The organism is Streptomyces sp. NBC_00988 (genome assembly GCF_045162645.1).
GTDB lineage: Bacteria > Actinomycetota > Actinomycetes > Streptomycetales > Streptomycetaceae > Streptomyces.
The window spans coordinates 738,983-760,615 of the sequence record NZ_CP108730.1 but is presented as its reverse complement, the minus strand read 5'-3'; the positions used below and the strand labels follow the sequence as shown (position 1 = coordinate 760,615).

General features: G+C 70.6%; 24 protein-coding genes and 4 pseudogenes. 15 read left to right on the top strand and 13 right to left on the bottom strand.

All coding sequences use genetic code 11. The features are described 5' to 3' along the window. Positions 1–45 precede the first annotated feature (45 nt). Positions 46–324, top strand: a pseudogene (locus OG496_RS03555) (DNA mismatch repair protein MutT); the annotation flags it as partial. 65 nt (positions 325–389) lie between these two features. Here OG496_RS03555 and OG496_RS03550 read toward each other — a convergent pair. Together OG496_RS03550 and OG496_RS03545 are read right to left on the bottom strand one after the other, a co-directional pair. Beyond that, positions 390–902, bottom strand: a complete 513-nt coding sequence (locus OG496_RS03550) for a universal stress protein (protein ID WP_405969515.1) — start codon at positions 900–902, stop codon at positions 390–392. A gap of 122 nt (positions 903–1,024) precedes the next feature. Then, on the bottom strand, positions 1,025–1,291 hold the full coding sequence (locus OG496_RS03545; RefSeq protein WP_405969514.1) for a hypothetical protein: 267 nt from the start codon (positions 1,289–1,291) through the stop codon (positions 1,025–1,027). Between the two features lie 475 nt (positions 1,292–1,766). Between OG496_RS03545 and OG496_RS03540 the strand changes: the two genes are divergently transcribed. Both OG496_RS03540 and OG496_RS03535 read left to right on the top strand, forming a co-directional pair. Next, entirely contained in the window at positions 1,767–2,594 is an 828-nt protein-coding gene (locus OG496_RS03540) for a universal stress protein (protein WP_405969513.1), read from the top strand. 191 nt (positions 2,595–2,785) lie between these two features. Continuing rightward, the gene (locus OG496_RS03535; RefSeq protein ID WP_405969512.1) at positions 2,786–2,917 is read left to right on the top strand and encodes a hypothetical protein; all 132 of its coding nucleotides are present in this window, start codon (positions 2,786–2,788) and stop codon (positions 2,915–2,917) included. 251 nt (positions 2,918–3,168) lie between these two features. On the opposite strand, the gene OG496_RS03530 is transcribed toward OG496_RS03535, so the two are convergent. Together OG496_RS03530 and OG496_RS03525 are read right to left on the bottom strand one after the other, a co-directional pair. Then, positions 3,169–3,522 (bottom strand): hypothetical protein, encoded by a 354-nt coding sequence (locus OG496_RS03530; RefSeq protein WP_405969511.1) that lies wholly within the window; start codon positions 3,520–3,522, stop codon positions 3,169–3,171. Positions 3,523–3,646: 124 nt separating this feature from the next. Further along, positions 3,647–4,348, bottom strand: a complete 702-nt coding sequence (locus OG496_RS03525) for a response regulator (protein WP_405969510.1) — start codon at positions 4,346–4,348, stop codon at positions 3,647–3,649. Between the two features lie 225 nt (positions 4,349–4,573). Here OG496_RS03525 and OG496_RS03520 point away from each other — a divergent pair, with 225 nt between their 5' ends. After that, positions 4,574–5,086, top strand: coding sequence for a hypothetical protein (locus OG496_RS03520; RefSeq protein WP_405969509.1), 513 nt, complete (start codon positions 4,574–4,576; stop codon positions 5,084–5,086). A gap of 68 nt (positions 5,087–5,154) precedes the next feature. Here the strand turns inward: OG496_RS03520 and OG496_RS03515 are convergent, their stop codons facing one another. Together OG496_RS03515 and OG496_RS03510 are read right to left on the bottom strand one after the other, a co-directional pair. Next, a complete protein-coding gene (locus tag OG496_RS03515) occupies positions 5,155–5,811 on the bottom strand; it encodes a CBS domain-containing protein (RefSeq protein WP_405969508.1) in 657 nt (218 codons plus the stop codon). Positions 5,812–5,846: 35 nt separating this feature from the next. Further along, positions 5,847–6,311, bottom strand: coding sequence for a cyclic nucleotide-binding domain-containing protein (locus OG496_RS03510; protein ID WP_366492721.1), 465 nt, complete (start codon positions 6,309–6,311; stop codon positions 5,847–5,849). A 108-nt stretch (positions 6,312–6,419) separates the two neighbouring features. Between OG496_RS03510 and OG496_RS03505 the strand changes: the two genes are divergently transcribed. The 8 genes from OG496_RS03505 to gap all read left to right on the top strand — a co-directional run bounded on the left by OG496_RS03505 (position 6,420) and on the right by gap (position 14,752). Further along, positions 6,420–6,557, top strand: coding sequence for a hypothetical protein (locus OG496_RS03505; protein ID WP_405969507.1), 138 nt, complete (start codon positions 6,420–6,422; stop codon positions 6,555–6,557). 78 nt (positions 6,558–6,635) lie between these two features. After that, on the top strand, positions 6,636–7,139 hold the full coding sequence (locus OG496_RS03500) for a hypothetical protein (RefSeq protein ID WP_405969506.1): 504 nt from the start codon (positions 6,636–6,638) through the stop codon (positions 7,137–7,139). Positions 7,140–7,503: 364 nt separating this feature from the next. Further along, complete coding sequence (locus tag OG496_RS03495) at positions 7,504–8,130, top strand: hypothetical protein (protein ID WP_405969505.1); 627 nt, start codon at positions 7,504–7,506, stop codon at positions 8,128–8,130. 148 nt (positions 8,131–8,278) lie between these two features. After that, positions 8,279–9,172, top strand: a complete 894-nt coding sequence (locus OG496_RS03490; protein WP_405969504.1) for a universal stress protein — start codon at positions 8,279–8,281, stop codon at positions 9,170–9,172. A 30-nt stretch (positions 9,173–9,202) separates the two neighbouring features. Next, the gene (locus tag OG496_RS03485; protein WP_405969503.1) at positions 9,203–10,225 is read left to right on the top strand and encodes a zinc-dependent alcohol dehydrogenase; all 1,023 of its coding nucleotides are present in this window, start codon (positions 9,203–9,205) and stop codon (positions 10,223–10,225) included. Between the two features lie 5 nt (positions 10,226–10,230). Next, positions 10,231–11,103, top strand: coding sequence for a universal stress protein (locus tag OG496_RS03480; protein WP_405976557.1), 873 nt, complete (start codon positions 10,231–10,233; stop codon positions 11,101–11,103). Positions 11,104–11,325: 222 nt separating this feature from the next. Beyond that, on the top strand, positions 11,326–13,707 hold the full coding sequence (locus OG496_RS03475) for a phosphoketolase (protein WP_405969502.1): 2,382 nt from the start codon (positions 11,326–11,328) through the stop codon (positions 13,705–13,707). Positions 13,708–13,738: 31 nt separating this feature from the next. Next, entirely contained in the window at positions 13,739–14,752 is a 1,014-nt protein-coding gene (gene gap / locus OG496_RS03470; protein WP_405969501.1) for a type I glyceraldehyde-3-phosphate dehydrogenase, read from the top strand. Positions 14,753–14,968: 216 nt separating this feature from the next. Here the strand turns inward: gap and OG496_RS03465 are convergent, their stop codons facing one another. From OG496_RS03465 to OG496_RS03440, 6 genes and pseudogenes are all read right to left on the bottom strand, one after another. Beyond that, positions 14,969–15,598 (bottom strand): FAD-binding oxidoreductase, encoded by a 630-nt coding sequence (locus OG496_RS03465; RefSeq protein ID WP_405969500.1) that lies wholly within the window; start codon positions 15,596–15,598, stop codon positions 14,969–14,971. A gap of 67 nt (positions 15,599–15,665) precedes the next feature. After that, positions 15,666–15,767: pseudogene (locus OG496_RS03460) on the bottom strand (FAD-binding protein); the annotation flags it as partial. A gap of 58 nt (positions 15,768–15,825) precedes the next feature. Continuing rightward, positions 15,826–16,488: pseudogene (locus OG496_RS03455) on the bottom strand (oleate hydratase); the annotation flags it as partial. Positions 16,489–16,793: 305 nt separating this feature from the next. Continuing rightward, positions 16,794–17,522 (bottom strand): DUF4142 domain-containing protein, encoded by a 729-nt coding sequence (locus OG496_RS03450; protein ID WP_405969499.1) that lies wholly within the window; start codon positions 17,520–17,522, stop codon positions 16,794–16,796. Between the two features lie 179 nt (positions 17,523–17,701). Beyond that, positions 17,702–18,061 carry an ArsR/SmtB family transcription factor gene (locus tag OG496_RS03445; RefSeq protein WP_405969498.1) on the bottom strand — a complete coding sequence of 120 codons (360 nt, stop codon included), beginning with the start codon at positions 18,059–18,061 and terminating at the stop codon, positions 17,702–17,704. A 208-nt stretch (positions 18,062–18,269) separates the two neighbouring features. Further along, positions 18,270–18,644, bottom strand: a complete 375-nt coding sequence (locus tag OG496_RS03440) for a hypothetical protein (RefSeq protein WP_366492730.1) — start codon at positions 18,642–18,644, stop codon at positions 18,270–18,272. Between the two features lie 581 nt (positions 18,645–19,225). On the opposite strand from OG496_RS03440, the gene OG496_RS03435 reads away from it, so the two are divergent. Both OG496_RS03435 and OG496_RS03430 read left to right on the top strand, forming a co-directional pair. After that, entirely contained in the window at positions 19,226–19,456 is a 231-nt protein-coding gene (locus tag OG496_RS03435; RefSeq protein WP_405969497.1) for a hypothetical protein, read from the top strand. Positions 19,457–19,492: 36 nt separating this feature from the next. Further along, positions 19,493–19,912: an amino acid permease gene (locus tag OG496_RS03430; protein WP_405969496.1), complete on the top strand. Its 420-nt coding sequence runs from the start codon at positions 19,493–19,495 to the stop codon at positions 19,910–19,912. Here OG496_RS03430 and OG496_RS03425 read toward each other — a convergent pair. Next, a pseudogene (locus OG496_RS03425) lies at positions 19,887–20,288 on the bottom strand (carbohydrate binding domain-containing protein); the annotation flags it as partial. The gene OG496_RS03430 and the pseudogene OG496_RS03425 sit on opposite strands and share 26 nt — an antisense overlap. A gap of 693 nt (positions 20,289–20,981) precedes the next feature. Between OG496_RS03425 and OG496_RS03420 the strand changes: the two are divergent. Further along, the gene (locus OG496_RS03420) at positions 20,982–21,554 is read left to right on the top strand and encodes an RICIN domain-containing protein (RefSeq protein ID WP_405969495.1); all 573 of its coding nucleotides are present in this window, start codon (positions 20,982–20,984) and stop codon (positions 21,552–21,554) included. Positions 21,555–21,633 lie beyond the last annotated feature (79 nt).

The window sequence follows — 21,633 nt, the reverse complement described above, 5'->3', positions numbered from 1 at the left end:
TCCGGGAATGGGGAAGAACGAGGTCGTTCCGGAGAAAGTGGCGAGTCCGATGCCCAGACCCTGGCGCGCGAGATCGCCGAAGAACTCCGCTCCCGGGTCGACACGGCCACGATGGTGCACGTCGGCACCTTCGAGACGCGCAGGGATTCCGGCAGGTGCACCGAGTTCCGGATGATCTGTTACACCGCCGACTGCACCGGCCCGCTGGTTGCCTCAGGGGAAATCGCAGAAGTGGACTGGTTCGGCCACGGCGATCGTGCGCGGGTCTCGGCAGTGGACCGGATGGTGTTCGACATGCTCCATGCCTCTGGCCGGCTGCCCTGAGGGAGGGAAGCCCAACAGGGTCTGCGGCAGCAGCCTTCCGGTCGGCCCTCCGGCCGCCGACGGCGCTAGGAGGCCCGACTCCCGGCCAGCGAAGGCGAGCCGACGGCTTCCGCCGACTCCTGTGACCGGTCCGAGATCGGCACGGTCACCACGGGGACCCTGGTGTGCCGCAGGCACTCACGGCCCACCGGGCCGACCGAGGGCAGTCCGAAATTCCCGCGCGCCTTGCGGCCCAGGGCCAACAGCAGGGCGCCGCGGGCCTGTTGGAGCAGTACGTGGGCGGGAGGTCCCTCCACCACGATGCGCAGAACGGCATCGCCGGTCCGGGCTCCCAGGGCCTTGCGCACGGTGGTGGCGAGGACCTGGGCGGCCTGTTCACGCTGTTGGGCGGCCGTCGGGCCGGCGGGCGCCGGGGCGTAGGGCGCGTGTCCGTTCGCGGCCGGTTCCCAGGCGTGCACGGCGACCAGGTCCGTGTGCAGGACCGCTGCCTGCTCGGCCGCCCAGCGCAGGGCCGCCATGGACGGCTCGGAGCCGTCGACGCCCACCACGATGCCGTTGCCGTAGGTGTGTTCGGTCATGACAGCCTCCCTGGTCGGTCTCTTGTCACCACGGTGGCCCGGACCCAGCGCCATGGCCGTGGGCCGACGGGGGCCGGGTACAGGCCCAACAGGCCCTTGCCGGCAGTCCTGAAGGCCCGGGCTCAGGACGCGGCTGTGGGTCCGTCACCTTCGTCATCTCCCTGGTCGAGCCGGAACAGAAGGTGTACGGCGGTGAGGAGTGCCGCGTGGGCGACCACGCGCAGTACCCACCGGTTGAGCACGATCACCAGGTCGGACGGGCCGCGCGGGGAGCGTCCGGTGGCGGCCAGTGAGACCCCGGCGACCACAGCGAGCAGCGCGATGAGGCCGTCCGAGGGGCAGGGCGCCGTACGCGTAGTACGCCACCCGCCAACTCCGGTGCAGCGCACCGGTGTTGAAGTCGAACAGCGAGCGCCCGGCAGTGGCCGGTGACCAAGACAGCGCCCCGGGTGCTCGTGCACATGATGAGCCCGACGACTCCGGCTGCCATCAGCATCGGTCCCGCATGTCCGGGGAGTGACCCCGTGATGATGTAGAGGAACCACCACGACATGAGCGGCTGGGACTGGTTCGCGATGTCAGCCGGCTCGGTCCTGCTGTGCGCCCTGCTCCTGACCGCCGCCGTTCTGCTCATCCGCAACCTGAGCCACTCGGCGTTCGAACATCCTCGCCCCACCCCGGCGTCCGCAGCGGCTCCCGACCGCCCGGGGACTCGTCGGGCCCAACGGGTCCGCGGGCGGGGACCGGTTGGTGTGTCGATGGGTCCGTCCGGCCCCTGTGGGAGCGCCGGGGGCCGCACGAGTCTGGAGTCCAGTGGAGCGCCTCTTCCGTCCAGGGAGGGTGCCTGGAGAGGGGTGGACCGTGATGAGTGGACCGGTGGTCGTGGGAGTGGATGGTTCGCGGTCGAGTCTGACGGTGGTGGAAGTCGCCGCGCAGCAGGCCGAGCGGCTCGGGGTCGGCTTGGAGCTGATGGAGGTCATCGGCTGGCCGTCCGGAGGTACACCGGCCGGCGTTCCCTCGTGGGCTGCGGGCAGCACCGGTGCACTGGCCGAGGCCGAGCGACGTGCGCACAGCGCCGCACCGGGTGTGAGGATCGCGCGCGAGGTCCTTGTCGGCGAACCCGGGAACGTGCTCGCGGCAGAGTCCCGCCGCGCGTCCCTGACCGTCGTCGGAAGGAACGGCACCGCAGGACACGGCACCCAGCGCGACGACTCGTTCGCCGGACACCTGTCCGCCCGGATGTCCGGTCCGTTGCTGGTGGTGCGTGGCAGGCCGAACCCGGCCGGCCCCGTACTGCTCGCCGTCCACGGCACGTCAACACTCCGTGGAGCCGCCGAATTCGCCTTCGCCGAAGCCTCGTTGCGGGGAACCGACCTGGTGGCTGTGCAGCTGCGGCACGTCGTCGCGACAAGGCCGTACGGCGAGTCCGGTGCCGCCGCGGCGGAGGACGACGAGGACTTCGCGCTCGCCGAGACCTTGTCCGAGCTGCGCAAGCGGTACCCGGACGTCACCCTGCGCTGCCGTCGGCCACAGGCCCGGTCTCGCCGGGCCCTCGTCGAGGCCAGCGGTGACAGCCAGCTCCTGGTTGTCGGGGTACGTGGCCGGTCCCGGTTCGGAGGCGGCCTGCTGGACCCGGTCGGCCGGACGGCCCTGCGCGAGGCCGACTGCCCTGTCGCTCTCGTCCGCTGCTAGTTCCACCGGCCACTTGCAGGTGCGGCTGACGATCGGGCCCACGACCTTCGCTTTGGACGACGGCCGCTTCAATGAGCAGGCACATCCGACCCGGCGGCCGGCAGGGTGCCTGGCTCCAACGCCTGGCCCGCCGACCGGCGCGGTGAGGCGGGCCCCTGTGTGCCGTAGCCCAGGCGGAGCATCATCCGTGCGTGATCCCGTCGGCCGTCCACGCGTTGCTCGCGCAGGTCGGGCCACTCCAGTGCCTGATGCAGGAGGGATACCCGCACGCCGTGGGTGGTGGCCACCAGCAGGAGTCGTTCGAGTGCTTCACGGGCGCGTAGCCAGTCCGTACGGCGGTCGTGGAGGGTGGCCAGTGCGGCGCTGGAGGGCCGCTTCTCGAAAGGACGGGCGGCGAGCGTCGTCGGGTGTTGGTGGGCGCCGAAGTCCCGGACGGGTATCTGCTCCCGGAAGTCCTGCCGACCGATCGCCTCCGGAGGTATGCCGAGGGATTCGCCATGGGGCGGGTGGACCCATCGGCGGCTCTCCGTCGCCCGGCTTGTGCCAGCGGTGTTGTGCTGTTCCGCCTCTCGCGTCAGCCGCAGCAGCTGGTTGGTCTCCGCGGGCCTGGGAGGTCCAGTACGGCGCCTTCCGCGTGGGCGGCCTCGGTCAGTTCGGTCAGCACAGAGGCCGGCGCCGGCCGGTCGGCGAACGGGAAGCGGCTGCCGCGCCGGCGGCACAGGGCGTTGTAGAGATGCGGGGCCGTGGGCGGTCGTGCGGTTCCGGCGAGCCGTACGGTGGCCAGCAGGTCCGGTTCGTCGGACCGGGGGAGTCGCCGGGTCACGGGCTCCCAGCCGCAGTGGGCGACCGCGACGCGCAGGTTGAACAGCGCGCAGCCGACCGAGACGTGCAGGCCGCGTTCCGCGACGGCGCGGATCTCCAGCGTCACCGTGTCCGGGTCGAGCCGGAAGCGCCAGGGCTGTTCGCTGTTCCTGTCCAGCGTGGTGGTGCGGGGAGGGCCGGAGGGAGGGGCCGTACGGCCTCGGATCGCGCCGGACGGCCCGGCGCGCGGGTCAGCCGCCCGAACGGTCGCCGGACTCGGACTGTTCCAGGTGCGAGGCGAGGACCGCGGCCTGCACCCGGCGCTGGACGCCCAGCTTGGCGAGCAGCCGGGAGATGTGGTTCTTGACGGTCTTCTCCGACAGGTAGAGCCTCTTGCCGATCTCGCGGTTGGTGAGTCCGTCCCCGATCAGCGCGAGGATCTCCCGCTCGCGCGGCGACAGGCTCGCCAACTCGGGTGCCATCTCCGGGGCCTGGACCGGCTCGGCACGTAGCGAGCGCATCAGGCGGGCCGTCGTCGCGGGGTCGAGCATCGACTGCCCGGAGGCGACGGTGCGTACCGCCGAGACCAGGTCGGTTCCCTTGATCTGCTTGAGGACGTACCCGGACGCTCCGGCCATGATGGCGTCGAGCAGGGCGTCCTCGTCGTCGAACGAGGTGAGCATCAGTACGGCCAACTCCGGCATCTGGTCGCGGAGTTCGCGGCAGACGGTGATGCCGTTTCCGTCGGGGAGGCGTACGTCCAGGACGGCGACGTGCGGGCGCACCGCGGGGGCTCGTACCAGGGCGTGTTCGACGTTCTCCGCGTCGCCGACCACCGAGATGTCCTCCTCGGCGTCCAGGAGGTCGGACAGGCCGCGACGGACGACCTCGTGGTCGTCCAGCAGGAAGACGCGGATCGGGTCCTGCGCGGTGAAGATGTGTGCCTCGGCCATCTCGACGCCTCGTTCCCCGGAGTGTGAACGGACTGCGGGCCGTCCATGACCTCGATCATCACGCGCCCGGCCCCGAAGCACTAGGGCCGACCGGCCCAACCAGCCCTCTTGCTGTGTCCCGACCGGCCCCCGTGCGACGGTCCGGCGGCCCCTCCCGGCGGCGGTCGGCCGGTGGGACCTTCCTGTTGTTCTCGTCTCCATCAGTCCCGTGAGGGGGTGTGACCGATGCGGAAGACCAAGCGCGTGAAGGTCCTGGGGTGGCGCCGGCGGCCCGACGAACTGCGCCGGCACAGCGACGCGGTCGAGCCATGGATCGTCGCGAACGCCCGGGCGAGGGACGGTGCCAAGCATCGGCCGGCCACCGCAGTGCTGCTCAGCACCGTGCCGCGCGGTGCGCGCGTCGCGGCCGACTACAACCGCGCGCGGGCGAACGTGCGTTGGACCGACGCGCAGGGCACCGTCCGTACCGCCATGGCGGACGTGAAGGCCGGAACCGCCGTCGGCAGCGCGGTACCGGTGTGGACGGACGGACACGGCCACCTGGTGGACGAGCCCGCGAGCCCGGTCGTGGAGACGGCACACGTGGTGATGGCCGGAACGGGGGCCGGGCCGGTCGGCGGACTGCTCGTGCTCGCCGGCGGTCGTCCGATCCGGCCGAGGGTGGAGCGGCGGGCCACCGAGCAGTGGGGCGAGGACTGGGAGCAGGCCGCGGCGCGGTGCGGGCGCAGGACCGGCTGAGACGCCGTTGCCTCGTCGGCAGTCGGTGGCCGGCGGGGCAACGGCTTGCGGGCTCAGCGCGCTTCTCGTTACGCGGTGCGGACGGGCGCGTCGAGTCCGAACCGCACGTCCACGACCCCTTCGACGGCTCGCACCAACCGTGCGGCCACGGGCACCAGGGACGTGTCCCGCACCCGGCCGCCGAGCCGTACGACACCGTCCTGGACCTCGACCCGCACGTCCGACGCCGGACCGGGGAACAGGTACGCCACCACTTCGCGGCGCACCTCCTCCGCGATCTCCTCGTCGTCCCGGAGGAACACCTTCAGCAGGTCGGCCCGGCTGACGACGCCCTCCAGCCGGCCCGCGTGGTCGACGACGGGCAGCCGCTTGACCTTGGCCCGGGCCATGGCCCGCGCGGCCTGTGCGAGGGTCGCGCCCGAGCCCACGGTCAGGGCGGGGGACGTCATCAGCTCGCCCGCCGTCACCGAACCGGCCTTCGCGAGGTCGGACAGCCGGCGCAACTGGGTATGCCGGTCGGGGTCGCTGTCGCGGAACTCCTCTTTGGGCAGCAGATCCGCCTCGGAGACGATCCCGACCACCCGATCCGCCGCGTCGAGCACGGGCAGGGCGCTGACCTTCCGCTCCTGCATCGTGCGCACGATGTCCTTGAAGGCGGCCCCTCGCACGACGGTGGCGACGGTACGGGTCATCACGTCGCTCACGATGTGCGGCGATCCATGCATGGTCACTCCTCCCTCGTCACGACCCGTCGGCGCGGTCACCGCATGCCACCGCTGCCGTACGGGGCGTACAGGTCCAGCAGCCGGGTGCGGGCCGAGCGGAGCCGGTGGGCCACGATGTCGCCCACCCACTGGAAGACGTTCACGCCGAGCGCGGGATCGTCCTTGCACAGCGCGCGTACGGCCGTGGCGTCGAACTCCCAGGCCCGGACCGGCGTCGTGGCCTCGGCACCCATGTGCCAGGTGTGCGGGCCGAACAGCCAGGACCAGCCGACGAGTTCGTTGTGACCCAGCGACTCGATGACGGCAGCCTGACGGCCGGGCACGTGCATGTCGAGGGCGATCGTGCCGGTGCGGATGATCCAGAACCGGTCGGCACGGGCGCCTTCCTGGAAGAGCCGGGTGCCCTGCGGGATGGACACCTCGCGGGCGAGCTTCATCAGCTGTTCGCGGTCCTCCGGGGGCAGGGCCCGCGGCATGCTCATGGTCGGTGAAGTGTTCATGAGGTACCTCCGGAAAGCGTACGGATCTACCACCTCCAGCGTCCGCCCCTGCGTCCTGGCGGGCCATGGGCCACCCGGCCCGCCGACGGGGCCGACCGAGTCCTGCTCGTGATCGCGACCGTGGCCACCGCCGTACTCGACGCGCCGGTGCTGCGGATGCGCGCCCGCCGGACGCAGCAACGGCGGCCGGTCACACCGGTGGTCCGCACGCACCGGCCGGCTCGGGGGGCTCCCGTCCACCACTGACGCACCGTGCATGGAGAGGCGACCCCCGCAAGCAGGGGTGCCGTCAGCCTCCCGGCAGTGGGTTCGTACGATCGGACAGTGATCAAGCAGACCACGGTGCGCACGGGGCGGAAGCAGGTCTTCGGGACTGTCCTCTGTGGAGTGATCGCCCTTTCCCTCTTCGGTGTCGCCGTCTACATGGCCGTCTCGGCCGTCGGGCGCCTGGGGTTGGTGGGGAACGAGCTGACGATGCGGGTCACGGACTGCGAGGCGTCCGCGCCGGCCACGACATCCCGGGGTGGCAGTCATCCCGACCTCGATTGCAAGGGGTTCGTGGATCCGGCGCAGGACTCGGGTGGCGGGACACGCTGGATCACGGCGACCGGCTTCTCCTCCGAGCCCGTCTTCGGAGCGCCGGTGAAGGTGGCCAAGGAGCCCTGGGGGTCCTGGGTGCCGGTGGATCAGGGTGACTGGAACCGGCTGGGCCGCGCGCTCTCCCCACTGATCCCGCTCGCTGTCGCGGGCTTGTTCGCCAAGGTGCCGGTGGCCGTTTACCGCGGCCGGAGGAAGTCCAGGCAGTTGGCCGCGGGAGCCTCCGCGTAGGAGGGACCGCGCCCGTTTCCGTCGGTTGCCCACCCACGCGCATCGTTGTCGCCCTCGCCGGTCATGCCCTCCTGTACCCGGGCGGGCGGTCCATGCGGACGATGAGCGGGCGAACACCGTCCAGTTCGTCACCGCGCTTGCCCCGCCGGTCCACGCGAGTGTGATGACGTCCGGCCATGGCCCTGGTCCGGCCTGCTTGCGGGAGAGCGAGCGGCGCACACCGTTCCGGGGGACGCCCAACCGGCCCTGCGGAAGGGGTCGTTCAGCCCGGGGCCGACGGACCAACGGCATCAGGTGGCGGACGGCCCGGCGCACAAGAGTCAGGGGTGCGACGAACGACCGACACCTCGAAAGGACCACGATCATGGCCGTGCACGAGCACCCGCACCGCACTTCCGGCTTCCACCTGCCCACGTCCCGCAGGAACGGCTCGGCGGCGGACGGCGCCGTGACGGCAGCCGCCACGACGACGACTGCGACGCGTGTCTACGCCTTCGCCTCCCTTCGCCTGCTGACCGGGTTCGTCTTCCTGTGGGCCTTCCTCGACAAGACGTTCGGCTTCGGTTACGCGACTCCGTCGGGCAAGGGCTGGATCGACGGCGGTTCGCCGACGAAGGGCTTCCTGGGTTCGGTGGCGGCGGGTCCGATGGAGTCGACGTTCCATGACTGGGCGGGTGCGGGCTGGGCGAACTGGCTGTTCATACTCGGTCTGCTGGGCGTCGGTGTCGCGTTGGTTGCCGGTGTCGCACTGCGGCCGGCCGCTGTCGCCGGTACGGCGATGATGGCGTTGATGTGGCTGGCCGAGTGGCCGCCGGCGAAGCACCTGTCGGACGGCACGCTGAGCATGTCGTCGAACCCGTTCGTCGACTACCACCTGATCTACGCGGTGGTCCTGATCGCCCTCGCGGCGGCGGGTGCCGGTGTCACCTGGGGTCTCGGCAAGCTCTGGGCCACGCTGCCCATCGTCCGCGACCACACCTGGCTGCGCTGACCGCAGGAGAAACGGTGGCCCCTCGCGAGGGGGCCCACCCTCCGGCTGTCCATTGGGCCGATCGGCCCCTGTCGGGGACCTGCGGCCCCTGCTGCGGGAACCCCTACGCCACGAAGCTGGAATCACATCCCGTTGAGGAGGAAGAACCATGGTCCGCACGGTTGTCGCAGGTCTCGACGGTTCCCCCGAGAGCAGTGCCGCTGCCGAATGGGCGGCCCGCGAGGCGGAACTGCGCGGTCTGCCGCTGAAGATCGTCCATGTCTGGGTGCCCGCCCCGGACCCGTTGGCCCAGGCGCCGCTGATGGGCGTGGAGACGCAGCAGCAGTGGAGCGAGCGGATTCCGCGCGAGGCCGGCGAGGGGCTGAGGCTGCGTCACCCCGGCCTGGACGTGACCGAGGAGCAGGTCACCGGCACGCCCTCGGACGCGCTGGTCGACGCGTCGAAGGACGCCGAACTGCTGGTTCTCGGCTCGCGTGGGCTGAGCGGGGTCGGCGGCTTCCTCGTCGGTTCCGTCGGGCTCGCCGTCGTCGCCCACGCCGAACTGCCCGTGGTCCTGGTCCGCGCCGACGGAAAGTCCGCCGACGAGGACGAGATCGACCCGGCATCCGCCACTCCGCCCCGGCCCGTGGTGCTCGGCCTCGACGCCGGCGCCCCGGCCGACACGGTGATCGAGTTCGCGTTCGCCGAGGCCGCCCTGCGCGGCACCGGCCTGCGGGTCGTCTACGGCTGGAACCTGCCGCCGTACTACGCCTACGGCCTCGCCATGGACGCGGGCCTCAACGACGAACTCTCCCGCGAGGAGACCGACTCCCTCACCGAGGCCCTGCGCCCGTGGCGCCAGAAGCACCCCGGCACCGAGGTCGCCCTGGAGCCCCGCGTCGGCAGCGCCGCCGGCCACCTGGTGGACGCCGCCCGCGAGGCCTCCCTCGTCGTCATCGGCCGCCGTATCCGCCGCAACGCGCTCGGCGCCCACATCGGCCCGGTCGCGCACGGCGTCCTGCACCACTCCACCGCCCCCGTGGCCGTCGTCGCACACGACTGATCCATCCCCGTCCCCTGAGGAGCAGTAGTCATGAAGGCAGCGGTTGTACGAGCGTTCGGCGAGCCCCTCGTCATTGAGGACCGGCCGGATCCCGAGCCCGGCCCCGGTCAGGTCCGCGTCCGTGTGGTGGCGTCGGGGCTGTGCCACACGGACATCCATGCCGCGCACGGCGACTGGCCGGTCAAGCCCAGCCCGCCGTTCGTGCCGGGTCACGAGGGCGTCGGCCTCGTCGAGAAGCTCGGCGACGGCGTGACCCACCTGGGCATCGGGCAGCGGGTCGCCGTGCCGTGGCTCGGCAAGGCCTGCGGACGGTGCGAGCACTGCCTGTCCGGCTGGGAGACGCTGTGCGAGCAGCAGGTCAACACGGGTTACGGCTGCGACGGCGGGTATGCCGAGAAGATGCTGGCCTGGGCCGACTTCGCCCAGCCGGTGCCCGACGGCGTGAGCGCGGTCGAGGCCGCTCCGCTGACCTGTGCGGGCGTCACGACGTACAAGGCCCTCAAGGTCGCCGGCGTTCGCCCCGCGCAACTCGTCGCGATCTCCGGTGTCGGCGGGCTCGGGCACCTGGCGGTGCAGTACGCGAAGATCGCCGGGGCCACCGTCGCCGCGATCGATGTCACCGACGAGAAGCTCGAACTGGCCGCGGAGCTCGGCGCCGACCTCGTCATCGACGCCCGCAAGGACGACGTGGGAGAGGTCCTCAAGCGGCACGGCGGAGCCCACGCCGCGATCGCGCTGGCCGTGAACGAGGGCGCGTTCGCGGCCGTCAACTCCGGTCTGCGGCGCGGCGGCAAGCTCGTCATGGTCGCCCTGCCCGCGCACGGCACCATCCAGGTCCCGATCTTCGACACCGTCCTGGGTGGCACCTCGGTGATCGGTTCGATCGTCGGTACCCGCCAGGACCTCGACGAGGTCTTCCGGCTGCACGCGGCGGGCCGCACGAAGGTCATCTACGAGACCCGGTCGCTGGACACCGTGAACGAGTCCATCGCCGACGTGCTGCGCGGCGAGGTCAGGGCCCGGATCGTCTTCGACCTCACGTCGGGGCGGTGACCACGATGACACTCCCCATGGTCGTGGGCGTGGACGGCTCCGAGCCGAGTCTGCGCGCCGTCGACTGGGCGTCCGACGAGGCCGCGCTGCGCGGGGTCCCGCTGCGGGTGGTGTACGCCTCGCTGTGGGAGCGCTACGAGGGCACCTCGATCGCCGAGGACCTCGCCAAGCCAGACGAGCAGGTGGCGGCCGAGGACGTCGTCGACACCGCCGCACGCCGGGCGCGTCGCCGTCATCCGGAACTCGACGTGCGTGTCGAGGTGTTGGCGGAGGAACCCGAGTACGCGCTGGTCCGGGAGAGCCGCAGCGCCTCGATGCTGGTGACGGGCACCCGCGGCCGCAGCGGCATCGCCGAGGCGCTGCTGGGTTCCGTGAGTCTGATCGTGGCCGGGCACGCGCAGTGCCCGATGGTCGTCGTGCGCGGCAACCACGACAACCAGGCCCAGGCCGGTACGCACGGCCGCATCGTCGTGGGCGTCGGAGAGAAGCCGGCGGGCTCGGCGGCGGTGCGCTTCGCCTTCGAGGAGGCGCGACGACGTGGGGTGCGGGTGGACGCTGTACGGGCCTGGCGCTGGCCCGCGCACGAGACCACCGACCATCCGCTGATGTCCGGAGAACCCGCCCGACTGCACGAGCAGCAGGCGGTGGAGGCGCTGGACGCGGCGCTCCGGGACGCTCCCACCGATGTCGCCTCACGCCGCCGCACGGTCGAGGGCCACACCCGGCCCGTCCTCGTGGACGCGTCCCAGGGCGCCGACCTCCTGGTCGTCGGAGCCAAGCGCCGTTCCGGGCACTACGGGCTCCAACTGGGCCGGGTGGCACACGGAGTGCTGCACCACTCCGCCTGCCCGGTGGTCATCGTGCCCGAGCACACATGAACGCGGTGACCGGCCGCTCGGAGACCCGCCGCGCGACCGGGGACGCAGGTCCGCGGATCGCGCGGCGGACCACCGATGCTCTCAGCGCCGCGGCGGGTCACCAACTCCACTCGCAAGCAACGCAGTTGTCCCACGTACGGCCGGCGCGGCAGCCTCGCAGTCTTTTGCCTGCCATGCCGTTTCTCCCGCCCTTGCCCACGCCGATGACTCCCGGAGCCCCTGATGAACAAGGCCGAACACCCGGACGCGACCGGACTTTCCGACGACGAACTGCGCACCCTGGACGCCCACTGGCGGGCCGCCAACTACCTTGCGGCGGGCCAGATCTACCTGATGGCGAACGCGCTGCTCACCGAGCCCCTCCGGCCCGAGCACATCAAGCCGCGACTGCTCGGTCACTGGGGGACTTCGCCGGGCCTCAACCTCGTCTACACCCACCTCAACAGGGTGATCAAGGCACGTGACCTGGACGCGCTGTGCGTGTGGGGACCGGGACACGGCGGCCCGTCGGTGCTCGCCAACTCCTGGCTGGAGGGCAGCTACAGCGAGACCTATCCGAACGTCTCGCGCGACGGGGCGGGCATGGACCGGCTCTTCAAGCAGTTCTCCTTCCCCGGCGGCGTACCGAGCCACGTGGCACCCGAGACGCCCGGTTCGATCCACGAGGGCGGCGAGCTCGGCTACTCGCTCGCGCACGCCTACGGCGCCGCCTTCGACAACCCGGACCTGCTGGTCGCCTGCGTCATCGGTGACGGCGAGGCGGAGACCGGCCCGCTCGCCGCCGCCTGGCACTCCAACAAGTTCCTCGACCCCGTCCACGACGGCGCCGTCCTGCCGATCCTGCACCTCAACGGCTACAAGATCGCCAACCCGACCGTACTGTCCCGCCTCCCCGAGTCCGAACTCGACGAGCTGCTACGGGGATACGGCCACGAGCCGATCCACGTCACCGGCGACGACCCGCTCAAGGTGCACCGCGCGATGGCCGCCGCGTTCGACGACGCGCTGGACCGCATCGCCGTGATGCAGCGGACCGCCCGCGAGGACGACGTCACCGAGCGGGTGCACTGGCCCATGATCGTGCTGCGCACACCCAAGGGCTGGACCGGTCCGGCCGAGGTCGACGGCGTCCCCGTCGAGGGCACCTGGCGCGCACACCAGGTCCCGCTGTCCGAGGTGCGCGAAAACCCGGAGCACCTACGGCAGTTGGAGGCATGGCTGCGCTCCTACCACCCGGAGGAGCTGTTCGGTGCCGAGGGTCGGCCCGTCGCGGACGTCCTCGCCTGCCTGCCCGAGGGCACCAAGCGCCTCGGCTCCAGCCCGTACGCCAACGGCGGTCTCCTGGTACGCGATCTGCCGGTCCCGTCGCTCGATCAGTTCGCGGTCCCCGTCGACAAGCCCGGAACCACCCTGCACGAGCCCACCCGCATCCTGGGCGACCTCCTGGAAAGGGTCATGCACGACACCTCGGCGAGCCGCGACTTCCGGGTCGTCGGCCCGGACGAGACCGCCTCCAACCGGCTGCAGGCCGTCTTCAACGCCAGCGGCAAGGCCTGGCAGGCCGGGTTTCTGCCGGTCGACGAACACCTGGACCGGCACGGCCGCGTGATGGAGATCCTGTCCGAACACACCTGCCAGGGCTGGCTGGAGGGCTATCTGCTCACCGGCCGGCACGGGCTGTTCTCCTGCTACGAGGCGTTCGTGCACATCGTCGACTCGATGGTCAACCAGCACATCAAGTGGCTGAAGACGTCGAGGGAGTTGGCGTGGCGGGCACCCATCGCCTCCCTCAACTACCTTCTGACTTCCCATGTCTGGCGCCAGGACCACAACGGCTTCTCGCATCAGGACCCCGGCTTCGTCGACCACGTCCTCAACAAGAGCCCCGAAGTCGTACGGGTCTACCTCCCGCCGGACGCCAACACCCTTCTCTCCGTGGCCGATCACGTCCTGCGCAGCCGCGACTACGTCAACGTGGTCGTCGCCGGCAAGCAGCCCTGCTTCGACTGGCTGTCCATGGACCAGGCCCGCGCCCACTGCGCACGTGGCGCCGGGATCTGGGAGTGGGCCGGCACCGAGAACGGCGGCGAACCCGACGTCGTCCTCGCCTGCGCCGGAGACGTTCCGACCCTGGAGATCCTGGCCGCAGCCCAGTTGCTGCGCCGGTACCTGCCAGACCTCGCCGTCCGCGTCGTCAACGTCGTCGACATGACGAGGCTCATGCCCCGCGACGAACACCCGCACGGGATGAGCGACTTCGAGTACGACGGCCTGTTCACGAAGGACAAGCCGGTCATCTTCGCCTACCACGGCTACCCGTGGCTCATCCACCGCCTCGCCTACCGCCGCACCGGCCACGCCAACCTGCACGTGCGGGGCTACAAGGAGTCCGGCACCACGACCACACCCTTCGACATGGTCGTCCGCAACGACCTCGACCGCTACCGCCTCGTCATGGACGTTATCGACCGCGTCCCCGGCCTCGCCGTGCGCGCCGCCGCCGTACGCCAGACCATGGCCGACGCCCGGACCCGCCACCAGGCCTGGATCCGCGAGCACGGCACCGACCTGCCGGAGGTCGCCGACTGGACCTGGGACGCCTGAAACCCCTTACCCTGCAAAGGAGTTCACCGCCATGACCATACGCGTCGGCATCAACGGCTTCGGCCGGATAGGCCGCACCTATCTGCGCGCGGCACTCGACCGCGCCGAGGCGGGCACCCAGGACGTCGAGGTGGTCGCGATCAACGACATCACCTCGCCCGCCACCCTCGCCCATCTCCTGGAGTACGACTCGACGTTCGGGCGCATCGGACGCGAGGTCGGCCACGACGACAGCTCGATCACCGTCGACGGTACGCGCATCGCCGTCAGCGCCGAACGCGACCCGGCCGCCCTGCACTGGTCCGACTACGGCGCCGACGTCGTCGTCGAGTCCACCGGCCGCTTCCGCGACCGCGACTCCGCCGCCCTGCACCTGAAGGCGGGCGCCCACACCGTGCTGCTGTCCGCGCCCGGCAAGAACGCGGACGCCACCATCGTGATGGGCGTCAACGACTCGACGTACGACCGCTGGCAGGACCGGATCGTCTCGGCCGCCTCCTGCACCACCAACTGCGTCGCGCCGATGGTCAAGGTGCTGAACGACGCCTTCGGCATCGAGCGCGGCATGATGACCACCATCCACGGCTACACCAACGACCAGTCCCTGCTCGACGGTCCGCACAAGGACCTGCGCCGGGCCCGCTCGGCGGCGCTGAGCATCATCCCGACCAGCACCGGAGCGGCGCGTGCCGTCGGCCTGGTGCTGCCGGAGCTGGCCGGCGCCCTGGACGGCATCGCGGTGCGCGTGCCCGTCGAGGACGGCTCGCTCACCGACCTCGCGGTGGTGCTGCGTCGAGAGGTGACGTCCGAGGAGATCAACGCGGCCTTCGACGAGGCCGCCGAGGGCCTGCTCAACGGCATCCTCCGCGTCTCGAAGGCCCCGATCGTCTCCCGAGACGTCATCGGCGACCCCTCCTCGTGCATCTTCGACCCGGCCCTGACCCAGGCACACGGCACCCTGGCCAAGGTCTTCGGCTGGTACGACAACGAGTGGGGCTACACCAACCGACTCCTCGACCTGACGGCGCTGGTCGCCGACGACTGAGCGCGACCGAGAGAGGCCCCATGGTCCGCCCCCAGGCAGCCCATGGGGCCTCTCTCCGTTCCGCGGGACGCTCGAAGTGTCGAAGAACCTTGGAGGAGACCCGTGACGACGGACGACGTGCTCAACCGACCCACCGTCCATGCCCTGCTCGCGGTACGGCGCCACCGTGTGCGTCCGTCCCGTCGTGGCGGGCGACCACGACCAACTGCCGGGACTCTACGAGGAGATGTCCCCGGGGAACCTGCGGCTGCGGTTCTCCGGAGTGAGCCGTCGTCCGCTCCCGCGCGGAACAGCCACTGTAGGACCTCGTCCCGCCGCTTCGCGTCCGGCTGGAAGACAGCGAGGTGCACGTTGCCGTCCCGCATCGGCGAGCAGTCGGGGGAGGGACGCACGGGGTACGACGATGTCCACGACCTCGTCGGCACCGGCCGACCGAGCGGCCCAGAAGGCCCGTTCCCGCGCCTCGATCAACTGGCGTGCCACCGCTGACGGCAGCCCATGGACGTCGGCCGCACCCAGGTCGAGCAACTGCGCGCCCAGAGTTTCCACATCGGCTTCGAGGACCACGACCAGACAGCCGAGGGCCGTGTCGCGGATCTTGGCGGGGATGCCGAGCCCGAGGTACTGCTGAGTGGTCATCGCGGCCATCGTGAGCATGTCGACGTACTCCAGGGCCAGCGGGTCCAGTCCTCCGGCCGGCAGGCGCCGGACGGCCCGCGCGACCTCCTCGGCCCCTGCGAAGGGCGCCGGCACCGTCGCGCCGTGTCCGGCACCGGGCTTCAGCCGCAGGACCGCCTCGGTGACGAGAGCCAGGGTGCCCTCGGAGCCGACGATCAAGTGCGTCAAGTCGTACGTTGGTGCCGATCGTGCCGCCGACCGACGTGCTCCGCTCACCCGGGCGCACCGGGTAGCACAGCCCGAACTCGGCGGTCCGACCGTCGAGTTCGGCCAGGGTGACACCGGGCTGGACGACGGCGACGTGGTTGTCGGTGTCGATCTCCAGCACCCGGTTCATCCGCTCGAACGACGTCGGTGACCCGTACGCCGTACTCGAAGACCACGCCACGGGCCTCCAGCCAGATGCGCAGCGGCCGGATGATCGAGTCGAACTGGTTGAGGCGGGTGCGGCGCACGCCGGCGAGGGTGTGCATGCGGGGGAACTCCTGCATGAAGCGCAGGAGACAGCGCTTGAGCTCGATGGCGCTGTGGCGGTTCTGGAAGGCGAACGTGGTGCGCCACATCGTCCAGAAGTCGGTGGCGAAGAAGTGCGGGGAGAAGAAGTCCTCGATGCGCCGTGCGCCGATGACGGCTTCGGGGAGCACCAGCAGGCAGGTCGGCTCCAGGCGGTCGCGGGTGTCGAGGCCGTAGTCGGAGGCGTCCAGGATCGCGGTGCCGCGGCCGATGAGGCGGGCCTTGGCGTCGGTGGGCCACTTGGCGTTGCACTGGGTGATCTCCTCGCGTACCGAGACCGCCTTGTCCGTCAGGGTGGGGATCGTCTCCAGGAGGTTCCACAGGCAGGTGTAGGCCTCCTCCTCCAGCATCCGTCCGCCACGGGTGACATATCCGGCGGGCTCGCCACTGCCGTCCATCGAGCCGTCGGCGACGGGGAGTTCCTCCAGGACGTGGATCCGCTCGACGGGGAATTCCGCGTCGCGGACGAGGAAGGCGGCGGCCGCGAGTGAGGCGATGCCGCCGCCGACGAGGTGGGCGGGGGATGAGCGCGGAGCGTCTGCCATGACGTCCCTCCGTTCTGCCGCCCGGGTTGTTCCGACGGCCGACAGCGTTCAGGGCCGTGCGCGCCGCACACCGGGTGTGGCTGTGCGGTGTGGGGCGCGGGGTGGCGCCGGGCTGCTCGGGGCGAGCCTGGCGGCCACGTCACCAAGCCAACTCGGGGGCAGGGAGGGGTCGAAGGTCCCCGCTCACCTGCCGATCGCCCCTGGCCGGGTGGCGGGTGCTCCGGCCCCGACTGTGACCACCTCGCCCAGGCGTGCGCCGGTCCGAGTAGTGCTCCGTACCTGTGGATCACTCCTGATGGACGGAGTCAGCCGGCCGACGGACTCGGCGAGAGGGTGCTGTTCGCCGGCGGAGTGAGAACGACCTGCGGCTGTGTCGCGACCGGGGGCGGCGGGGTCATGTCCTGGGCCGGGAGCCCGGGCGCGGTGGTCTCCTGGACGAGGACCTGGCCGAAGTCGACCACGCCGGTCTTCTCCAGGTCCGTGAGGTCGTCCAGGTCCGTGCCGTTGGCCTGGTCGGCCAGGGCACGGACCAGTGAGTTCCTCGTGGTGGTGCGGACGCTCGCGATCGTGGGGAGGACCTGGCCGTCCGCCGCGCGCAGGAGGGTGGCCATGTCGGCGTCGAACCGCTTGCCGCTGTCCGCGTTCAACGTGGCCACGAAGCCCTGCTGTTGTGGCGACGGCCGATTGGGGAGGGTGATGTCCAACCGGACGGCGACGCTGCGACAGGAGGCGTCCAGCGAGGCACGCCCGTCGATCAGGTGCTCCCCTGCGATCCTGACGGCTTTCGTCGTGCCCTTCCTCAACGCCATCTGACCGACGGAGTACTCCCACAGTCCGGCGGAGCGCACCTCGACCACGAAATCCCGGTCGGCTTCCGTCAGCGGTCCGGTCGCCGGGGTGGCGATGACCCGCTCGGACGCGCCGCTGACCTTCTGGATTCCGAGCATGGCGGGGTAGAGGAGCGACCCGAGGGTGAGGCTGAGCGCACCGCCCACGAAGAGAGTTCCCGCCGCTTTGCGTGAAACGAGCACCATGTCTCCTGTCCGGTTCGGAAACCGCACGTACAGGAGTACGGATGCGGGGTCCCGTGGAACCTTTCGGGCTCGCAACGGGTTCGTAAAGCCGATCGGCGTTCGGCATCCCGGCTGAAGGCCGCGCGGAACCCTTCCCCGCGGTCTTGCGCGCGCTGACGTCGCGAACGGCGTCCCGGACGTCACCGGGCCGTGGGCAGCGGCTGCTCCGGGGTGTCCGCCTGCTGGAGTTCGGCGAGGATCTGGTTCTGGCCGGTGAGGAGTTCGGTGAGGATACGGCGCGCGGCGCGCAGGAGTTCGGCGACGTCTCCGCCGGCGAGCGCGTAGCGGACCGTGGAACCCTCCCGCATGGACACGACGATGCCGGAGCGGCGTAGGACGGCCAACTGCTGCGACAGGCTGGACGGCTCGATCTCGATGTCGGCGAGCAGGTCCCGTACGGACACCGGCCCGTGCTGGAGGAGTTCCAGCACCCTGATGCGTACGGGGTGCCCGAGCATGCGGAAGAAGTCCGCCTTGACCTGGTAGAGGGGGACCTGCATGGATGCTCGCTCCTTGCCGGGTGGGTGGGAGTGCGGCTCGCGGTACGTGGCGGCTTCCGAGGGCGGCGTCACACCGAAGCCCGCCCTCGGAAACCGATCCTTCACGCCCCTGGCCCTGCACGAGCGCACCTTGTGACCATGCTGATGTGATGAGTTGAAGAAGTCTTCACATCAAGGGCAGGCGTAGTCCCCGCACGTCGGGACGGGGCTAGATCTCGATCGCCTCCTCCACGCGCTTGAGTTGGTGGCGGGCCATCGCCAGGTTCGAGCGGGCCTTGTCGAGCACCAGGTACAGGAACAGGCCGTTGCCGTTGCGGCCGGTGACCAGGCGGATCAGGTGGTACTGGCTGTCCAGCGTGATCAGGATGTCCTCGATCTGGCCCTTGAGGCCCAACTGCTCCATGGTGCGCACCTTGGACCGGATCACATCCGTGTTCCCGGCGGCGGCGACCGTCAGGTCCAGGCTCTTGCTGCCGCCCAGCGTGCCGAGCGCCATCCCGCTGGTGTAATCGACGACCGCGGCCCCCAACGCCCCCTCGATCCCGGCCGTCATTTCCTTCAGCGACACTTCCACATTCGCCACTGCGCCTCCCCTTGTGTTCCGTCGGCTACGGCGGACCGGTGCCGATCCGCCCCGGTGCCGGGACCGTACGCACGTGGCTCTCACCGCAGGAGAGTCTCTTCGGGACTGATCTGCGACGACCGAACAACGCCACGACGGGACCTGTTGATGGTCCACAACTGGCCTGACCGGTACGGAAGGTGACGCCTGGTCCGGCGCGAGCGCCACACCGGTTCTCCGGTCCGGTGCCGGTTTCGACGCTGCCCGTCCCCAAGGCCCCGTGGACATCGAACCGGACGTCCCCGCAGGCCCGTCCACGAGTCACGCCGGGGGGCCGTTCGGGACCTGACGGCCGGGACCAATGGTCCCGGATGGGGATATTCGGCCACTGACCACGATCACCGCCGCCGAGAAGGATCAGGTACAGATCGATGCCCCGTAGCCACGCGCACAAGGAGCACCACCGTGCCCAGGACCCCAAGAAGCGGTGAAGGGGCGGTTCCCAGGGCGGCACCCGGCCTGTCCGGCGCGACCGCGCTCGTGGTCGGCACCATCATCGGTACCGGAGTGTTCGCACTTCCCTCGGCGCACTCGCGCCGGCGGTGACCTTCGGAGCGCTCTCGAAGCGCGTGCCGGCGAGCGGCGGACCGGACGTCTACGCCCGCGAGGCATTCGGCGAGTTCGCCGGACTCCTCAACGCCTGGTCGTACTGGATCACCGCCGGGGCGGGGAACGCCGCGATCGTGCTGGCCTGGGTCGGCTGTGTCGAGGTGTTCGTCAACACCGGTCACAAGACGGCGATTTCGATCGGCATCGCGCTGATCGGGCTCTGAGTACCCGCCGCGATCAACCTCACCGGCGTACGGAACATGGGCGCCTTCCAGGTGTTCACCACCGTACGGAAGTTCATCCCGCTGCTCTTCATGGCCACCATCGGTCTGCTGTTCATCGACCCGCACAACTTCGGTCCGTTCAACGCCAGTGGCCAGTCGGCGATGGGCGCGATCCCGGCCGCCGCGCCGATCGCGCTGTTCAGCCACATCGGCCTGGAGGCCGCCTCGGTGGTCGCCGGACGAGTCCGCGAGCCGGGCCGCAGCGTCCCGCGCGCCACCGTCTACGGCACCCTCGCCTGCGCCGGCATCTACATCCTGGGCACCTTCGCTGTCTGTACAACCTCGCCCTCGCCTCATGAATGCACGACGCCACCTACCCGCTCCGGCCCGCCCAGTTCACGGTCTTCTGCACCACGCTTCAGGTGTGACTGCCGCCATCCGGCCCCTTCAGGGTGATGTCGTCGGCGTAGTACGTGCCCTGTGCGTACCAGCCGTGCACGTAGATGGTCGCGCTGGTCTGGGACGCGCCTGTGGTGAAGGAGACGGTCAGTGGGCTGTAGGCGGCGGGCGAATTGGTCCACGTGGAGGTGCCGCCGTTCACGCCCAGGTAGACGTAGGAGCCGCGGACCCAGCCGCTGAGTGAGTAGGTGGTGTCCGGCCGTACCACGACGGTCTGGTCGCACTGTGCGGTGTCGCGCGAACTCACCCTGCCCTGAAGGGCTTTGGAGCCCGTGTGGACGGGGGCGGCGACGACCGAACCCGGGTTGCCGGCGCAGTTCCACGGCGAGACGCCGCCCGACTCGAAGCCAGGGTTGGTCAGGACGTCGGATGCCCCGACGGCGCTCGGGGCGGCCGAAGTTGGGGCGACGGAGGGGCTTGCCGGGGGTGCGGCAGGAGTGGCCTCGGTAGGGCTGGGGATCAGAAGGGAGCAGCCGAAGCCGGCGACGGCCGCGGCGGCGACCGCGATCACCAAGGCCGCCCGCCGGTGTCCGGGCCCCAGTCGCGGGCGGTCTGCGGGGCGCGCCGGCCGGACGTCGCCGCCGGGCGCGGGGAGCTTCTCCGCCATGCCGCCGGGGACGGGCGGGAGTTCCTCTGTATCGCCGCCGGTCGGGGTGTGCGGGACGGGTACGGCCTCGGTTGTGTGGGTGCGGTAGTCCTTGTCCTGGCGTATCTCGTCGAGGAGTTGGGCCAGCGCGTCGGTGCTGCGCGGGCGCACCACGAGGATGGGCTCCAGCGCGGTGCGGTCGTCCGGTGAGCCGGAGGCGGGCGGTGTGGGCACGGTGCGTTCCTTCCGTCCCGTGGCGGGGACCGGGGCTGTCCCTCGCGGAATGGATACGCAACGCCCGCGCCGGAGGTTCAGCCGGTGCGCCGCGAACGCCGGGGCACGTGGGTCTGGCAGCGCCGCACAGCTCTTGGCCGGTCCGCTGAGCGGAACAGAGGGCGACGGCGCCCTTTCGGCGGAACACGCTGTCCACGAACAAGGCGACATCGGGTTTCCGGTCGACGAGTCAGAGGAGTCACGACGATGAAGATCCGAAACAGGATCACGGTCCTGGCAGCGACGTTCGTGAGTTGCGCGGGCATGGTCACGTTGGCGACGGGGGCAAGTGCCGCCACGCCGACCGCGGACTCCACGGCGGGCATATCCGCCCGCGTTACGGCCGCAGCGGCTGCGAGCAGCTATCACACGATCAAGAACATGGCCTACGCCCAATGCGTGGACGCGCCCGGCGGGGTACTCAACGTCAGACTCCAGCTGGCCAACTGCAACGGCTCCAGCACCCAGAACTGGGCGTTCGTGTCGACCGGCGCGGCGGACACCTACTACCTGGTGAACCAGGCGAGTGGGTACTGCGCCGAAGTCAACAACGGCACCAGCGTTCCAGGAGAGGCCGTCGACCAATACCTCTGCGACGGACTGGCGTCGGAACAGTGGGTCGAAACCGCCGCGATCGTCGACCAGAAGGTCGGCGCGAAATTCAGGCATGTGGGCACCAGTCTGTGCCTCGACACGGTCAGCAGTACCGGAAGCCAGCTCATGCAATGGAGTTGTGACGACGCACACCCGGCAGCGGCCCAGGTGTGGACCGTGAGTTAGGCCGTCGCTGAAGAGCCTGTCGGCAGCCGCGGCACAACGGCAGGGCCTCTTGGCAGTTCGGGGGCCCAGCTGACAAAGG

Coding starts and splice junctions, on each gene's coding strand:
- OG496_RS03550 (WP_405969515.1), bottom strand. CDS start 902: ATGACCGAACACACCTACGGCAACGGCATCGTGGTGGGCGTCGACGGC.
- OG496_RS03540 (WP_405969513.1), top strand. CDS start 1,767: ATGAGTGGACCGGTGGTCGTGGGAGTGGATGGTTCGCGGTCGAGTCTG.
- OG496_RS03525 (WP_405969510.1), bottom strand. CDS start 4,348: ATGGCCGAGGCACACATCTTCACCGCGCAGGACCCGATCCGCGTCTTC.
- OG496_RS03520 (WP_405969509.1), top strand. CDS start 4,574: ATGCGGAAGACCAAGCGCGTGAAGGTCCTGGGGTGGCGCCGGCGGCCC.
- OG496_RS03515 (WP_405969508.1), bottom strand. CDS start 5,811: ATGCATGGATCGCCGCACATCGTGAGCGACGTGATGACCCGTACCGTC.
- OG496_RS03510 (WP_366492721.1), bottom strand. CDS start 6,311: ATGAACACTTCACCGACCATGAGCATGCCGCGGGCCCTGCCCCCGGAG.
- OG496_RS03495 (WP_405969505.1), top strand. CDS start 7,504: ATGGCCGTGCACGAGCACCCGCACCGCACTTCCGGCTTCCACCTGCCC.
- OG496_RS03490 (WP_405969504.1), top strand. CDS start 8,279: ATGGTCCGCACGGTTGTCGCAGGTCTCGACGGTTCCCCCGAGAGCAGT.
- OG496_RS03485 (WP_405969503.1), top strand. CDS start 9,203: ATGAAGGCAGCGGTTGTACGAGCGTTCGGCGAGCCCCTCGTCATTGAG.
- OG496_RS03480 (WP_405976557.1), top strand. CDS start 10,231: ATGACACTCCCCATGGTCGTGGGCGTGGACGGCTCCGAGCCGAGTCTG.
- OG496_RS03475 (WP_405969502.1), top strand. CDS start 11,326: ATGAACAAGGCCGAACACCCGGACGCGACCGGACTTTCCGACGACGAA.
- gap (WP_405969501.1), top strand. CDS start 13,739: ATGACCATACGCGTCGGCATCAACGGCTTCGGCCGGATAGGCCGCACC.
- OG496_RS03450 (WP_405969499.1), bottom strand. CDS start 17,522: ATGGTGCTCGTTTCACGCAAAGCGGCGGGAACTCTCTTCGTGGGCGGT.
- OG496_RS03445 (WP_405969498.1), bottom strand. CDS start 18,061: ATGCAGGTCCCCCTCTACCAGGTCAAGGCGGACTTCTTCCGCATGCTC.
- OG496_RS03430 (WP_405969496.1), top strand. CDS start 19,493: ATGGGCGCCTTCCAGGTGTTCACCACCGTACGGAAGTTCATCCCGCTG.
- OG496_RS03420 (WP_405969495.1), top strand. CDS start 20,982: ATGAAGATCCGAAACAGGATCACGGTCCTGGCAGCGACGTTCGTGAGT.